The organism is Treponema rectale (assembly GCF_014202035.1).
GTDB classification, from domain to species: Bacteria; Spirochaetota; Spirochaetia; order Treponematales; family Treponemataceae; genus Treponema_D; species Treponema_D rectale.
Map to the genome: position 1 here is coordinate 335,664 of NZ_JACHFR010000003.1, position 13,689 is coordinate 349,352.

The following is a 13,689-nucleotide window of genomic DNA, read 5'->3' on the forward strand; positions in this document are numbered from 1 at the left end:
TAAAGTAGGCTTACAGTATCTGGCAACAAATGGAGCTTTCTGCGAATCCTTATATTGACCTTTGTGGCTCCCGTCTTATGGAGAATGAAATTGATACAGTCTGGATTCGCATGAGTGCAAGGGTTGTCTTTGAAGAAAATCTTACGGTTAAGAAAATGATTATGGAAAAATCTTCCATAGTTCGCTAGTTGTACAAAAATGATGCAAATCAACCTCTGTTCAAGGTTTTCTATCTTTCTGAGATTTCCGGTAGTCTGAACAATCTTGGTCATGTTAAGGGACTTGAAGAGAATAAAGATTTTTCTAAGCCGGTTGTTTTTAATTTTTAAAGGAAAATGAATTCGGGCGTTCCCGCCGGGATGTTTTCGCTTACGCTCAATACAGCCCATCGGTCGGCTGTTCCGCGCTTCGCCTGTTCGGCTCATCCTCCTCGCTTCGCTGTGGTGGACTGCTTCGCAGGCGCTCCATAGCCTAACGCGAGCAAAGCGAGCGTAACGTCAATAATTTCCTATTAGCTAAACGGAGGGCTTGCCCCGACGTATATCCTGACGCATGGTCAAAATCAAGGAGGTTCTTATGAAGGACATCAAATCAATCTTACAAAATGCAGACTCAGTTCTCATCGGTGCCGGGGCAGGGCTTTCAACGTCCAGCGGTTTTACTTACAGCGGGCCTCGCTTTCAAAAATATTTTGCTGATTTTGAAAGGAAGTACGGTTTTCATGATATGTATTCCGGTGGCTTTACGGCTTTTGAAAGTCTTGAAGAAAACTGGGCCTACTGGAGCCGGCAGATTTATCTGAATCGTTTTGTAAAAGCTCCTTTGCCTGTCTATGAAAAACTTTTTGAGCTTGTGAAGGAAAAAAACTATTTTGTCCTTACGACCAATGTTGACCACTGCTTTCAGAAGGCCGGTTTTGATAAATCAAGGCTCTTCTACACTCAGGGTGATTACGGACTCTGGCAGTGTTCTGAAGCATGTCACAAGAAAACTTACGACAATCAAGCTACGGTTGAAAATATGCTTTTGGCCCAGGGCTTTGTAATTCAAAGTGATGGCAGTCTTGAACTACCGGAAAATGGCTTTGAAGGAATCAAAATGACTGTTCCGTCAGAACTGGTTCCCCGCTGTCCTGCTTGCGGAAAGCCCATGACAATGAACCTGCGCTGTGACGATACTTTTGTGGAAGATGATGGCTGGCACTCTGCGGCATTACGCTATGAGGATTTTCTGAATAAGAACAAAGACGGTCGTATTGTTTTTCTGGAGCTTGGTGTTGGCGGTAATACTCCTGGAATCATCAAATATCCTTTCTGGAAGATGACTTATGCTAATCCAAAAGCAAAATACATCTGCATAAACAAGGGTGAAGCAGTAGTTCCGAAAGAAATTGAAAATCAGAGTATTTGCGTGAATAATGATATTTATGAGGTTTTAAAAAGCTTATGACACAGGCAGAACGCAGATTATATTTGATAACAGAACTCCTAAAAGAAGATAAGGGAAGTGCAGGCTTTAATCTGGGTCTTGTGCCAGGAAATGAAGGCGGCTTTGTGATTCCTGATGATGAAAAAAGTCAGCGAGATATACTGAGGGCTTTGATGAATATTCGTGGTCCATATTCCATTAGCGAAGACTTTTTGAGAATACAGGATGAGTACCTGCAGCAGGTTAATAAAGAGCGGGGGATTACGGATATTGAAGACTTGGAATGTGTAAAAGAGATTGTCGGGGCAAGCCCGACAATGACACAAGTTGCAAGTCCGTCAACGACAAAGGATGTCATTCCCGTGCTTGACACGGGAATCTCAAAGAAACTTTATCTCTGGCAGGGTGACATCACTACGCTAAAAGTTGATGCAATTGTTAATGCTGCAAACTCTGCCCTGCTAGGCTGCTTTGCGCCGCTTCACATCTGTATAGACAACTGTATCCACACCTATGCAGGTATTCAGCTGCGGCTTGCCTGTAACGAGCTGATGCAAAAACAGGGACACGAAGAAGAAAACGGACTTTGTAAAATCACCCCGGCCTTTAATCTTCCAAGCCGTTATGTTTTGCACACTGTCGGCCCCATTATTTACACAAGTGCAGGGCCTCGCGAAAAGTTTCTGCTTGCAAACTGCTACAAAAACTGCCTTGAAACTGCGGCACAAAATCAGCTTGAATCGGTTGCCTTCTGCTGTATTTCTACCGGAGTCTTCAGATTCCCTCAGGACCTTGCTGCTCAGATTGCAGTTGCGACGGTAGAAAAGTGGCTTTCAGAAAATCCAGATTCCAGCGTGAAGAAGATTGTCTTTAATGTCTTTGGAAATAAGGATCTGGAGATTTATCAGGGGCTTTTACTTTAGGGCGGGATGTCGTTTACAATTCATGATAATAAGGACAGATATTTTCAAAATGTCCGTCCTTCATTCTAAATCCTTTTGGAATTGTGCCCAGCTGTACAAAGCCCAGTCGCTCATACAAATGGCGGGCGTGAATATTGCTTTCTTTTTCTGCAACACAAGATAAGGTTTGTCCTGCAAAAAAAGCCTTGCCGCTTTCTGGAGTCAGCAGATCTTCCTGCGGAAACGCAATTCCATCTTCTACAACTTCGTTCCAGATTTGAATCATTGCTGTAAGATCTTTTTCTTCGTATTTTCTGACTGTCATATAAACCCTTTTATTTAAATATAACAAAAAACTGACTCAGAGAAAATAACAAAAAAACACAGTTGAACGTTATAAAAATAATGAACTGGCTTGAACACGAGCGGAAATTTTCAGAGCAATGTAACGCGAAACTTATCAAATGGTAGAAAAGCGAAGAAATCAGTTATGATGCTCTCCGTGATGATTACATTTTGCTTCAATGTTTGGTTTGAGCTCATCTTTTGCAAAAAAAATATGGCGGGATGGCATGATGTCCGTTCCCGCCGTTATCAATCACTTCTTAAGAAAGAATTTTTCCACTTGCCTTGAGCCATTCAATTTCATCATGCATAGTTTCGCGATAACTTCTTGTTGTGTAGCCCAGTTCCTTACGAGCCTTGCTTGAATCAAAATTGTTGTTGCGGGCAAGATTGTATACGGCAAAAGTTGTCATAAGAGGGCGTTTTCCTTTTTTCTTAGCCTGCTTTTCCATGATTTTTGCAATGAAGTTTGCAAGTTTTACGGGGATAAAGGTCTTCATTCTTTTGCAGCCGGACTCTTCGCTTAAAAGGCGGGCAAAATCGCGGAAAGAAACTTCATCATTTCCAAGAATGTAACACTGGCTCTTCTGACCTTTATCTGCTGCAAGAATTGCACCGTGAGCAAGATCGCGAACATCGCAAAGATTAAAGGAACCGTCAATTCCTGCAGGCATTTCGCCATTGATTATTTGAATCAGAACCTTTGTTGTTTCACCAACTGCAAAATCTTCCGGGCCAAGAATTCCACTGGGATGAATTACACAGGCATTAAGGCCTTCTTCTGCTGCATCAAGAACCGCCTGAGTTGCAAGTGCCTTTGACTGACTGTAACAGCCCAAAACTTTGTCAGCATCAAAATGATTTACTTCGCCAATTTTATTTCCCTTTGGAAGTTCAGGAATTGCCCCTGTACTTGAGCAGTAAACAAGCTTCTTACATTCAGTATGTTTTTTGCAAAGCTCAATTATGTTTTTTGTTCCCCCAACATTTACATCCATAACCTTCTGATTGTAATCAGGATTTACGGTAACAATACTTGCAATATGCATTGCAATACTTTCGTAACCTTCAGGAATAGTGAAGAATTTTTCGAGGGAAGCTATATCAGTAAGGTCTCCACGTATAATTTCAGCTTCGCCTGGTACGAATTTTTCAGCCGGGTCGTTAGGAATAACAAAGGCTCTGACCATTTCTCCCCGTTCAATAAGCTGACGGCAGATTGTTCCGCCTAAAAAGCCTGTGGCTCCAGTTACCAGATAAATTGTTTTGTTCATTGTCTTTTCCATATTTTCTCCTTTGACAGGCCGCTTGTGGCCTGTGTTTTTAGTTAGGTTTTCATAGTTTATGACTTGAATATAAGCCTCCCATATTTTCAAAATGTTTACTAAATGTTGCTGAAATATTAAAAATTTGAATTTTGAAAGAAATTCTCGTTCATTTTTGTGAAATTTCGGGGTGGGGCGTGTTATAATTTTTTTTATGATTAAGATTCTGGTTGTCGAAGATGATGCGGGGTTAAATATGACCGTTTGTGCTTTTTTAAGGAAAAACGGGTATGATGTCATCGGCTGCATGCATGCAAATGATGCCTATAACGCAATGTACAACACTCTCTTTGATTTAATAATTTCGGATGTGATGATGCCTCAGATTGATGGCTTCGAATTTGCCGAAACTGTAAGAAAAATCAATCAGACAATTCCAATTATTTTTATGACTGCACGAGATGATTTTACTTCAAAGCAGAAAGGCTTTGCTGCCGGCATAGATGATTATCTTGTTAAGCCTGTTGATTTAGATGAACTTCTCCTCCGTATTTCAGCCATTTTAAGAAGGGCAAAAATATCTCAAAGCAAAAAAGTGACAGTCGGCTCGTTGACGCTGGATGCAGATGCAGTTTCAGCTATTTCTGATGGAAAAGAAATCCAGCTTACAACCCGAGAGTTTAATCTGATTTATAAACTTCTTTCTTACCCAAACAAAACCTTTACCAGAGTTCAGCTTATGGATGAATTTTGGGATGCAGATTCCAATGCAACTCCCCGTGCAATAGATGTTTATATTACAAAAATCCGCGAAAAGCTTTCTGAAGCCGGCTGCTCTGGTTTTGAAATTGCCACAGTACATGGACTTGGTTATAAGGCGGTTGTAAGATGATAGAAGAATCTGAAAGAAAAAGCCGTTTCCCAATAGGTCTTTATTGGATAGTTCTTGGAATGCTACTTGGAACGGCCGGTATAAATATTGCCATCATCCTTTTGGGACTTAAATACAACTGGCAGGCTATCATTTTTGTTCATTTAGTCATCTTCTATTGGCTTCTTGTTTCTGCTCTGATTGTTCTATATATAAAGCATAAAATTCACAAAACCTACGAGATTCCCCTTCAGAAAATTTCAGAAGCTACAGAAAAAGTTTCAAAGGGAGATTTTTCAGTTTCGGTTCCAACAGTAAATCCTCCCGAAAAATATGATTATCTTGATTATATGATTTTAGATTTAAACAAGATGATTGAAGATTTAAATGGCATTGAAACCCTTCGTACAGATTTTATTTCTAACGTTTCGCATGAACTAAAAACTCCTCTCGCAGTAATGCAAAATTATGCAAGACTTCTTCAAACTCCTGATTTGACGGAAGAAAACCGCCAGGAATACGCCAGGGCAATTTTTCATAATTCCCGGCAGCTTACATTACTTATAACAAATATCCTAAAATTGAATAAACTTGAAAATCAACAGATTTATCCAAAAGTTCCTCCTTATGATTTAGGAGAAGAGCTTCGGGAATGCCTTCTCACTTTTGAAGATTCCTGGACCGCAAAAAATCTGGAGCTGGAAGTTGAAATTGAAGATGGAATAATGACCACTACCGACAGTCAGCTTTTAAGCCTCATCTGGAATAATTTTATTTCAAACGCAATTAAGTTTACTCCCGAAAATGGAAAAATAATCGTACGTCTTCGCAAAATCGGGGAAGTGATACAGGTGAGCGTTCAGGATTCTGGCTGCGGTATGGATGAAAAAACACTCAGCCACATTTTTGAAAAATTCTACCAGGGCGACACGAGTCACGCTACAAAAGGAAACGGACTTGGGCTTGCCTTAGCAGCAAGAGTTGCAGATATTTGCAGGGGAAAAATCCGCGTAGAAAGCAGTCCTGATAAAGGTTCTGTTTTTTACTTTGAATTTTAGATGAAGGTCGTTTCCACCTGCCTTAGTTTTCCTTACTTTCGTCCTTTTAAAAAATCACTGCAAAAACGAATGATATTACGTCGCTGATTATAGAAGCCCAGAGCATGGTGACGATGTTGTGACTGGTCATTGCCAGAATAATTGAAGAAGGCACAAAGACGATTACATCTTTTATTATTTATCCCATATTCTGTAGTTCATTTCAAAAGCTGTAATGCAGGTGTCTGAATATTTTGTTCCCTTGTATACTTCTTTTATTGTAAGTTTGATGTGTTTTGTTTCTTTTGGAAGTTCAATTTTGGTAAACTCTACAGCATCATTAAAAATCAGCTCTGTTGAAAAACCTGTATCTGTCTGGACTAAAAGTTTTTTAATACGGTTATTCTGTTTAAAAAGATAAGGCTTTAGCGGATCAACATAGCCGTTGAGAATCCTGAAATTTATTCCTTCAATAGCTTCCCAAGCTTCCCAGGTCTGAGGAATTATATCGAATTCAATTGTTTCTCCGATTCCGTCATCTTCCTGGCCTTCTACCCACGGGATATTATTTTTGCACCACTTGGTTTCAGATTCTAGTGGATTGAAAACCTGAAGTGTACCTTCAATTTTGTATTCATAATGTTTATCTTTGAGAGTAGAAGACGCTTTTGGATTTGCAAAATGGGAACCGTTGCTTGTACGCATATTTGGAAGGAATTCCATAGTCTCTACAAGATTGCTTTTATCTGTAAACTGATTTGCAATGGCATCTTTATCAGAGGTTAAGGAATTTCCTGTATATGCAAAAAGAGCATATATGTCTTCACCGTCAATCAAAAGAAATTTTTGAGTGCCATTTTCATCAATTAATTCAAGATGTTTCCACCCCATTTCATCCTGATACATTTTATAGCATTCAAAAATCTTGAATACGTTATATTCCCAGTCACTTTTTTTTAGTAGAGATGCAGCTTTATCACTTAGATAAACTTTTTTTGAAGTGCCGTCATCATTATAAAAGTACCAGCTTCTGTAAAAATCTACAGATTTTGAAATAAGGTTTTCTTCTTCAGTTTGCAATTCTTTAATAGGGAACTGGTGAGCTATGTACTTGATTTCTTCTTCATATTCGTCGTGAGTCGGGTATGAAGAAGGAATATAAGGGTCTAAAATAAAAAGTCTTTTATTGTAAAATTCAGCACCGTAGTTATTGCCCTGCAGGTAGTTGTTGTCTCGTAATAATAGTTCCTCTTTTTTATTTTCGATATTTTCTGATGCGGGGTATGTTACTTCAATAAGAAATTTTTCGCCTTTACGAGAAATAGAAAATATTCGCTGAGTGTTTGAATCTGTGTATGTACCACATATTCTTTCAAATCTGTTCAGGCATTTCTTTTTTATTTCGGGAATAAGTTCTTTTTCATTTTTTGCATCCAAACGGATGTATGTACCATCAAATTCCCTGATAGAAAGAAGCTTTCCATTTTTGATTTTGTAATCAAGTTTTATTTTTGGATAATTGTTTGGGAAGAAGCCGGTTCTTGATTCAATTGAAGTTTTTGTTGTTTTATTTATGAAATTTATTTCAAACTTAGTTTTGTTTAATGTGCTGCCGTCAAAATTGAAGTAGATGACACTACCTTCTTCTTCATTATAAAAATATCCGGAGTTTTTAGATAGAATTGATTTGAAATCTTCTATTTCGTCTGCATATGAAAATACAGAAACTACAGCAAATAAAACTAAAACAGTAAACATTTTTTTGATAAAATATGACTTCATGAAATTATTATATCATTATTTTTACAGATTGTTGAGGAAGATTTTTTATGCAGGTATGAATAATAGAATTCTAGATTGTATCTGCGGACTTTCACCTGTTACCAGGTTTGTTGTATCCGGGAAATAATTTTTTCAAAGGACGATTTTACTTCAACAAGCCTTCAAGATAATTTTTTACTTCTGCTTCACTTGTACGGGTAAAATCTTTTCCGCCCTTATAGTCACAGCCTTTTGCCAAGCCCGCTGCTTCCGCTTGTGCAGAGTGTGCCAAGTTTTTTACCCGACCAGTTTTGGTTTTCAACAAATGTGCAGACGATTTTTGGTGCGCGTCCCCACCAGATTGGATAGCAGAGCACAATAGTGTCATAGTCTGAAATGTCGATTTTATTTGCAATTGCAGGACGGTTTTCAGGATCGTTGCATTCCACTGTAGCCCGAGATTTTTTGTTACGCCAGTTAAGGTCGGCCTTTGTGTATTTTTGAACTGGCTGAATCTCAAAAATGTCGGCTTCCATCGCATGAGCGGCATTCTTTGCCATGCGCTCGGTTGTTCCTGTTGCGCTGAAGTAAACAAATGCTGTTTTAGCAAAGGCTCCCGTCATAAGAAGCCCTCCGACTAAAAGGGTAAGAATAAGTTTTTTCATTTTGTTCCTCCTGTTTATTCTAATATTTCAAATACCGCAGTCACATCACCCTTGCCCAGAATCTTTTTGAGTTCAGCTTGTGTTATTTCGTTTACTTTTCCAAGGCGGGTAAAGTTCCAGCTGTTAGTGTCATAGTAAATTGTAATCTGATTTCCCTGATACAAAATGATGTCGCCGGCAGTGGTTGTAATCTGGGTGTCGTTTCGAGGAAGTGATGTACCAAGCGAACCAACTTTTTCAAAGCTGCCGTAATCGTGCATATCAACTGTAAGCGGACCCTTTTTCAAAAGCTCGTAAAAAGCTGTGGCAGAAGAATTGTCGGCCAGGGTAGCGGTAAGTTTATGGTTGCCACTGTCGCTTGTAATTTGAATTGAAATTTTCATATCAGAAAGTTCTCCTTTATCTGATGATTTTGTCTCCTTACTGTTTCTGTTTGCGCAGGCTGTAGAAGCAAGAAGAAAAACAGAAATTAGAAACGCAAATAATCTTTTCATGTTCAGATACTCCTTTTGTTTATGCTTTTGCGTTAGGGATTGTAGGGGCGGCGAAGCCGTTCGGCAGCAATGGGATTGTCGGGGCTAGCCCGACAATGACAGTGCGGACGAATGGAGCCGAAAGGCGGAATCCCGAAAAGCCCGGCCAATTGCCATGCTGGCAACTGGGAACGCCCAAAATCACTTACTTCAAATACTTTGCAAAAAACTCTGCAAGTTTATTAAAAGGAATGGCATTGTTTTTTCCGCCGTCGTACAAATCTGTGTGGCTTGCGCCTGGAATAATTACCAGCTCCTTGTTGTCGCCTGTGAGCCGCTTAAAGGCATCTTCGCCGAAATAACGAGAGTGAGCTTTTTCGCCATGAAGAACCATAACGGCACTCTGGATTTCTTCGGCATAGGCAAGAAGTTTTGTGTTCAAAAGGGAAGTTGCAGCGGTAACATTCCAGCCTCCGTTAGAATTGAGACTTCTCTCGTGATAGCCGCGTGGAGTTTTGTAGTAGTCGTAATAATCCTTTACAAAATATGGGGCATCTTCCGGCAGAGGATCTACAACTCCGCCACCAAGCTTGTAAGTACCGCCAGCCTGTACTGCCTTAAAATCTTCGATGCGTTGTGTCATAAGAGCCTTGCGGGCCTGGTGTCTTGCTTCTGCATTATTTGCGCTGTCAAAATATCCGTTGGCGGTGACACGACTCATATCGTACATTGTGCTTGCAACAGTTGCCTTAATTCGTGTGTCAATTGCTGCTGTGTTAAGAGCCATTCCACCCCAGCCGCAGATTCCTATGATGCCGATTTTTTCAGGATCAATATTTTCCCGGATTGAAAGAAAATCTACTGCCGCCATAAAATCTTCGGTGTTGATGTCGGGACTGTTCATGTAGCGGGGCTCTCCGCCTGATTCTCCTGTGTAGCTTGGGTCAAAGGCCAGGGCGATGTATCCGCGGGAAGCCATCTGGTTTGCATAAAAACCGGAAGACTGTTCTTTTACGGCTCCAAAAGGTCCTGAGATTGCAAGGGCCGGACTTTTGCATAAACTGTCATTCTCGCGCTTGACGCGGGAATCTTCCGGTGTATACAAGTCTGCTGCAAGTTCAATTCCAAAATGATTACGGAAGGTTACGGTTGTTCGTTTTACTCCCCGGGCCAATTCAAAAGTGTAATGCTCGTTTGTTCTATCAATTTTTGCGAGATTTGAATTCATCTTTTCCTCCTGTCTGAATGGGCGTTCCCCTTCGGGTCGCTATGTCCGCTCTTCGCTAACGCTCACCGTTCTCGGCTGAAACAAGTTCAGCCTGCGGTCGGCAAGGAGCTCCCAGCGCTAACGCATTTTTTTTCTTTAGTAACGTAGTGTCACTTAACTAAAGTGTATGGTATAATCAGTGACTTGTCAACACTAAAATGCGATATTAGTGACAAAAAGTTGCTTATTGTAAAAAATCTTTTACTGTGTTATTCTCCAGGTATGGCAGACTTAAACAGCAAAGCAGTTTTCATCCGCGCAAGAAGCGATGAACACAAAGAAGAAAGACTTTCTCAAATAAAAGAGGCAACGGCAGAACTTTTTGCAAACTGTCCTTATTCTGAAATTACCCTTACCACGATTGCAGAAAAACTGGGCTGGTCTCGCGCCAATCTCTATAAATACGTAACGACCAAAGAAGAAATCTTTCTGGAAATCTCTGCCGAAAAAATGGCGGCTTACTATGGCTCTCTGCTTTCGGCTTTTCCGGAAGGCAACAATTTTACGCCGGACGTGATTACCGAAGTATGGGCCGGAATCGTCAACGCAAATCAGGATTATATGCGTTATGTTTCCTATCTTAATCCGGTGATAGAAACAAATGTAACGGTAGAACGTCTTGCTATTTTTAAAAAGAAATATTATGACCTGGCCTATACCTTCCGCGACAGACTTGCACAGATGTTAGGTACATCTCAGGATACAGCTTACAAAATCCAGCTTGATGTATTATTTTATGCTTCATCAAATGCTGTCTGCTGCTATAAGAATCCTCTTGTCCAGGAAGCTCTTAAGCAGATTAACATCACACCGCCGCCAATGGACTTTTACAAGAACATGAAGGACTTTATTAAAATGCGGCTGGCGTGGAAAGAGTAAGAGCTGAAGAAGGAAACGCGATTATGCCAAAGAAAATTGTAGTAGTGAATGCAGGCCCAGAAAATGGGTAAAATCGCTTAAGAACTGCACGACACTTCTGCTTCACTTGTACGGGTAAAATCTTTTCCGCCCTTATAGTCACAGCCGCTCCAATCCCTGGCCCGAAATTCTGGTATATTATTTTCCATATAATTGTATAAATCTTTAAAGATTATTAAAATATTCTTATAATCTTTGGAGAGAGAACACGACAATGCTGCTTACGGCATTTTTCGGGCTTTATGTTTTTAAATATCAACAAAAAGGAGTTTTTCGTATGAAAAAGTATGGAAAAATTACCGCACTCATTGCTGGTGTGGTACTGGCACTCGGTTTTGCTTCCTGCAAGGCTGATACAGATGATGGCAGCACCTTTTACACTGTCACATTTAATTCAATGGGCGGCACAGAAGTTTCAAGTCAGAGCATTGAAAGCGGAAATAAGGCCACAAAACCTGTCGATCCTACAAAAACGGAAACCGCAACGGAAGGATTTGTTTTTGCTGGCTGGTACACTTCCACAGACAGAGGAACAACTCTTTCAGAAACAGCATTTGATTTTAACACAGCGATTAAAGGAGACATTACGCTTTATGCTAAGTGGACAGTAAATGCAGTTACACACACAGTGACTTTTGACACAAAAGGCGGAAGCACGTCTCCTGCGGAACAGACAATCGTCCACGGAAAAAAGGCCACAAAACCCGCTGACCCTACAAAAGCGGAAACCGAAACGGAAGCATTTGTTTTTGCTGGCTGGTACACTTCCACAGACAGGGGAACAACTCTTTCTGATACCGCTTTTGATTTTGACACAGCGATTGAAGAAGACATTACGCTTTACGCAAAGTGGACAGAAAATGCAGTTACACACACAGTGACTTTTGACACAAAAGGCGGAAGCATGTCTCCTGCGGAACAGACAATCGTCCACGGAAAAAAGGCCACAAAACCCGCTGACCCTACAAAGCAGGCTACAGAAACAGAAACTTATATCTTTGACAACTGGTACACTTCCACAGACGGAGGAGCAACCCTTTCAGAAACAGCATTTGATTTTGACACAGCGATTAGTGATAACATTACGCTTTATGCAAAGTGGACAGTAAATGTAGTTACACACACAGTGACTTTTGACACAAAAGGCGGAAGCACATCTCCTGCGGAACAGACAATCGTCCACGGAAATAAGGCCACAAAACCCGCCGATCCTGCAAAAACGGAAACCGAAACGGAAGCATTTGTTTTTGCTGGCTGGTACACTTCCACAGACGGAGGAACAACTCTTTCTGATACCGCTTTTGATTTTGACACAGCGATTACTGATAACATTAGCCTTTACGCCAAATGGAATGTATACACAATTGAGTATATTGAATTAAAAGATTGTTCTGCAATACGCACAATGTTTGAAACTCTGTGTGAATTTAGTGGTAGTGTTTTTGATTACAAATTCAAAAAAACTATTACCAGCTTTGCAAAGGCAGATGCAAGGCCTGAAGCTGCAGAAAACTATATTGATGCGGCAGGAAATCAAATTCCTTTGTGGTATGATGAAGGAAAAACAACTCTCTATTATTACCTTGAGCCCGGAAAAAAAATGAGCCTCAGGACATCAGATGGTAAAAACTCCCTTTTCAAATATATGGTTGATGCTGTTTCCATAGAAACAGGTGATTTTGACACCAGCAATGTTACTGATATGAGTTCGATGTTCAGCAACTGCCGTGCATTGACATCACTGGATGTGAGCAAGTTTGACACCAGCAAGGTTACTGATATGAGCTATATGTTCAGCAACTGCCGTGCATTGACATCACTGGATGTGAGCAGCTTTGACACCAGCAAGGTTACTGATATGAGCGATATGTTCTTCAATTGCCAGGCATTGATAACAATCATTGCTTCTGAAAAGTTTGTTACAGATAAAGTGACGGAATCTAGCGACATGTTTAAAAACTGCGCCAGTCTTAAGGGCGGTGCAGGAACAGTGTTTGACGAATATCATATTGACAAGAAATATGCCCGCATAGACGGCGGCACGAAAAAACCTGGCTACTTTACTAAAAAGCAATAAGGCAGGAAATTGTAGGGGCAGCCCGTAAGGGCTCTCCGACCAGTTCCTGCCGCTTTTTTTTGTGCTTGTACTATTCTATTACAGATAAGAATCTGTTTTAGCTCGGCTTGCGTCGCTCCGTCAACTTTTCCCAATATCGCGCCTACGATTCATTCACCAGCTTACCGGTCATGTGCTCAATTTCAAGTTCAAGGCACTGAACGCGGGGGAGGGCGTTTGCCAGTTCCTTTTCAAGATAATCCTGGTCATCTGTGAATTTCTGAACCAGCTTTGTACAGATTTTGCGGGTAAGGTCTGGGTCAGTTACCAGACGAATTTTTCCAAAGACGATTACACTGTTGATGTTCAGTGCCCATTCGCCTTCCTTGCGGTAGCCCGAATCGTAAACGCAGAAACTTGCCTTGTCGTAGTTTTTGATGGCATCAATTTTGTGGCCTTCTTTTGCGCCGTGAAAATAAATCTTATTGTCTTCTTCGCTGTAGAAGTGGGAGAGAGGAAGTCCGTAAGGGTAGCCGTCATCACCGAGCAGAGAAAGAACTCCGCGTTTTTCATTTTTCAAAATCTCTTTACATTCAGCGTCTGTAATCTGCTGCTTGAATCTTCTCATTGGTCGGAACATATATTTACTCCTATTTCTTATTTATAAAATACAGCCCTGCAAGGCAGATTGCAACTCCTAA

15 protein-coding genes are annotated in these 13,689 nt (G+C 40.6%); 8 read left to right on the forward strand and 7 right to left on the reverse strand.

The genetic code is table 11. The annotated features are described in order from the left end of the window. Positions 1-29: 29 nt before the first annotated feature. The 4 genes from HNP77_RS12290 (at position 30) to HNP77_RS10400 (ending at position 2,351) form a co-directional block, all read left to right on the forward strand. Entirely contained in the window at positions 30-188 is a 159-nt protein-coding gene (locus HNP77_RS12290) for a hypothetical protein (RefSeq protein WP_221266574.1), read from the forward strand. Then, the gene (locus tag HNP77_RS12295) at positions 189-329 is read left to right on the forward strand and encodes a hypothetical protein (protein WP_221266575.1); all 141 of its coding nucleotides are present in this window, start codon (positions 189-191) and stop codon (positions 327-329) included. Positions 330-576: 247 nt separating this feature from the next. After that, positions 577-1,449, forward strand: coding sequence for an SIR2 family NAD-dependent protein deacylase (locus tag HNP77_RS10395; protein ID WP_246428917.1), 873 nt, complete (start codon positions 577-579; stop codon positions 1,447-1,449). Continuing rightward, entirely contained in the window at positions 1,446-2,351 is a 906-nt protein-coding gene (locus HNP77_RS10400; RefSeq protein ID WP_184653116.1) for a protein-ADP-ribose hydrolase, read from the forward strand. Before HNP77_RS10395 ends, HNP77_RS10400 begins: the two co-directional genes overlap by 4 nt. A 13-nt stretch (positions 2,352-2,364) precedes the next feature. Here HNP77_RS10400 and HNP77_RS10405 read toward each other — a convergent pair whose 3' ends face one another. Together HNP77_RS10405 and HNP77_RS10410 are read right to left on the reverse strand one after the other, a co-directional pair. Continuing rightward, a complete protein-coding gene (locus HNP77_RS10405; protein WP_184653117.1) occupies positions 2,365-2,655 on the reverse strand; it encodes a GNAT family N-acetyltransferase in 291 nt (96 codons plus the stop codon). A 280-nt stretch (positions 2,656-2,935) separates the two neighbouring features. Further along, on the reverse strand, positions 2,936-3,961 hold the full coding sequence (locus HNP77_RS10410) for an NAD-dependent epimerase/dehydratase family protein (RefSeq protein WP_221266577.1): 1,026 nt from the start codon (positions 3,959-3,961) through the stop codon (positions 2,936-2,938). A 193-nt stretch (positions 3,962-4,154) separates the two neighbouring features. Here HNP77_RS10410 and HNP77_RS10415 point away from each other — a divergent pair, with 193 nt between their 5' ends. Together HNP77_RS10415 and HNP77_RS10420 are read left to right on the forward strand one after the other, a co-directional pair. After that, complete coding sequence (locus HNP77_RS10415) at positions 4,155-4,832, forward strand: response regulator transcription factor (protein WP_184653118.1); 678 nt, start codon at positions 4,155-4,157, stop codon at positions 4,830-4,832. Further along, complete coding sequence (locus HNP77_RS10420) at positions 4,829-5,869, forward strand: sensor histidine kinase (RefSeq protein WP_184653119.1); 1,041 nt, start codon at positions 4,829-4,831, stop codon at positions 5,867-5,869. The genes HNP77_RS10415 and HNP77_RS10420 overlap by 4 nt, the downstream gene beginning before the upstream one ends. Before the next feature lie 174 nt (positions 5,870-6,043). Here the strand turns inward: HNP77_RS10420 and HNP77_RS10425 are convergent, their stop codons facing one another. From HNP77_RS10425 to HNP77_RS10440, 4 genes are all read right to left on the reverse strand, one after another. Further along, positions 6,044-7,630, reverse strand: a complete 1,587-nt coding sequence (locus HNP77_RS10425; RefSeq protein WP_184653120.1) for an NADase-type glycan-binding domain-containing protein — start codon at positions 7,628-7,630, stop codon at positions 6,044-6,046. Positions 7,631-7,851: 221 nt separating this feature from the next. After that, on the reverse strand, positions 7,852-8,274 hold the full coding sequence (locus HNP77_RS10430) for a flavodoxin (protein ID WP_246428918.1): 423 nt from the start codon (positions 8,272-8,274) through the stop codon (positions 7,852-7,854). A gap of 14 nt (positions 8,275-8,288) precedes the next feature. Beyond that, positions 8,289-8,768, reverse strand: coding sequence for a cyclophilin-like fold protein (locus tag HNP77_RS10435; protein WP_246428919.1), 480 nt, complete (start codon positions 8,766-8,768; stop codon positions 8,289-8,291). Between the two features lie 184 nt (positions 8,769-8,952). Beyond that, the gene (locus HNP77_RS10440; RefSeq protein ID WP_184653121.1) at positions 8,953-9,975 is read right to left on the reverse strand and encodes an alpha/beta hydrolase; all 1,023 of its coding nucleotides are present in this window, start codon (positions 9,973-9,975) and stop codon (positions 8,953-8,955) included. Positions 9,976-10,236: 261 nt separating this feature from the next. Between HNP77_RS10440 and HNP77_RS10445 the strand changes: the two genes are divergently transcribed. Together HNP77_RS10445 and HNP77_RS10450 are read left to right on the forward strand one after the other, a co-directional pair. Continuing rightward, on the forward strand, positions 10,237-10,893 hold the full coding sequence (locus HNP77_RS10445; RefSeq protein WP_246428920.1) for a TetR/AcrR family transcriptional regulator: 657 nt from the start codon (positions 10,237-10,239) through the stop codon (positions 10,891-10,893). Between the two features lie 316 nt (positions 10,894-11,209). Then, a complete protein-coding gene (locus tag HNP77_RS10450) occupies positions 11,210-13,009 on the forward strand; it encodes an InlB B-repeat-containing protein (protein ID WP_184653123.1) in 1,800 nt (599 codons plus the stop codon). Between the two features lie 142 nt (positions 13,010-13,151). Here the strand turns inward: HNP77_RS10450 and HNP77_RS10455 are convergent, their stop codons facing one another. After that, a complete protein-coding gene (locus HNP77_RS10455) occupies positions 13,152-13,628 on the reverse strand; it encodes a pyridoxamine 5'-phosphate oxidase family protein (RefSeq protein ID WP_184653124.1) in 477 nt (158 codons plus the stop codon). Between the last annotated feature and the right edge of the window lie 61 nt (positions 13,629-13,689).

Coding starts and splice junctions, on each gene's coding strand:
- HNP77_RS12290 (WP_221266574.1), top strand. CDS start 30: ATGGAGCTTTCTGCGAATCCTTATATTGACCTTTGTGGCTCCCGTCTT.
- HNP77_RS10395 (WP_246428917.1), top strand. CDS start 577: ATGAAGGACATCAAATCAATCTTACAAAATGCAGACTCAGTTCTCATC.
- HNP77_RS10400 (WP_184653116.1), top strand. CDS start 1,446: ATGACACAGGCAGAACGCAGATTATATTTGATAACAGAACTCCTAAAA.
- HNP77_RS10405 (WP_184653117.1), bottom strand. CDS start 2,655: ATGACAGTCAGAAAATACGAAGAAAAAGATCTTACAGCAATGATTCAA.
- HNP77_RS10410 (WP_221266577.1), bottom strand. CDS start 3,961: ATGGAAAAGACAATGAACAAAACAATTTATCTGGTAACTGGAGCCACA.
- HNP77_RS10415 (WP_184653118.1), top strand. CDS start 4,155: ATGATTAAGATTCTGGTTGTCGAAGATGATGCGGGGTTAAATATGACC.
- HNP77_RS10420 (WP_184653119.1), top strand. CDS start 4,829: ATGATAGAAGAATCTGAAAGAAAAAGCCGTTTCCCAATAGGTCTTTAT.
- HNP77_RS10425 (WP_184653120.1), bottom strand. CDS start 7,630: ATGAAGTCATATTTTATCAAAAAAATGTTTACTGTTTTAGTTTTATTT.
- HNP77_RS10430 (WP_246428918.1), bottom strand. CDS start 8,274: ATGAAAAAACTTATTCTTACCCTTTTAGTCGGAGGGCTTCTTATGACG.
- HNP77_RS10435 (WP_246428919.1), bottom strand. CDS start 8,768: ATGAAAAGATTATTTGCGTTTCTAATTTCTGTTTTTCTTCTTGCTTCT.
- HNP77_RS10440 (WP_184653121.1), bottom strand. CDS start 9,975: ATGAATTCAAATCTCGCAAAAATTGATAGAACAAACGAGCATTACACT.
- HNP77_RS10445 (WP_246428920.1), top strand. CDS start 10,237: ATGGCAGACTTAAACAGCAAAGCAGTTTTCATCCGCGCAAGAAGCGAT.
- HNP77_RS10450 (WP_184653123.1), top strand. CDS start 11,210: ATGAAAAAGTATGGAAAAATTACCGCACTCATTGCTGGTGTGGTACTG.
- HNP77_RS10455 (WP_184653124.1), bottom strand. CDS start 13,628: ATGTTCCGACCAATGAGAAGATTCAAGCAGCAGATTACAGACGCTGAA.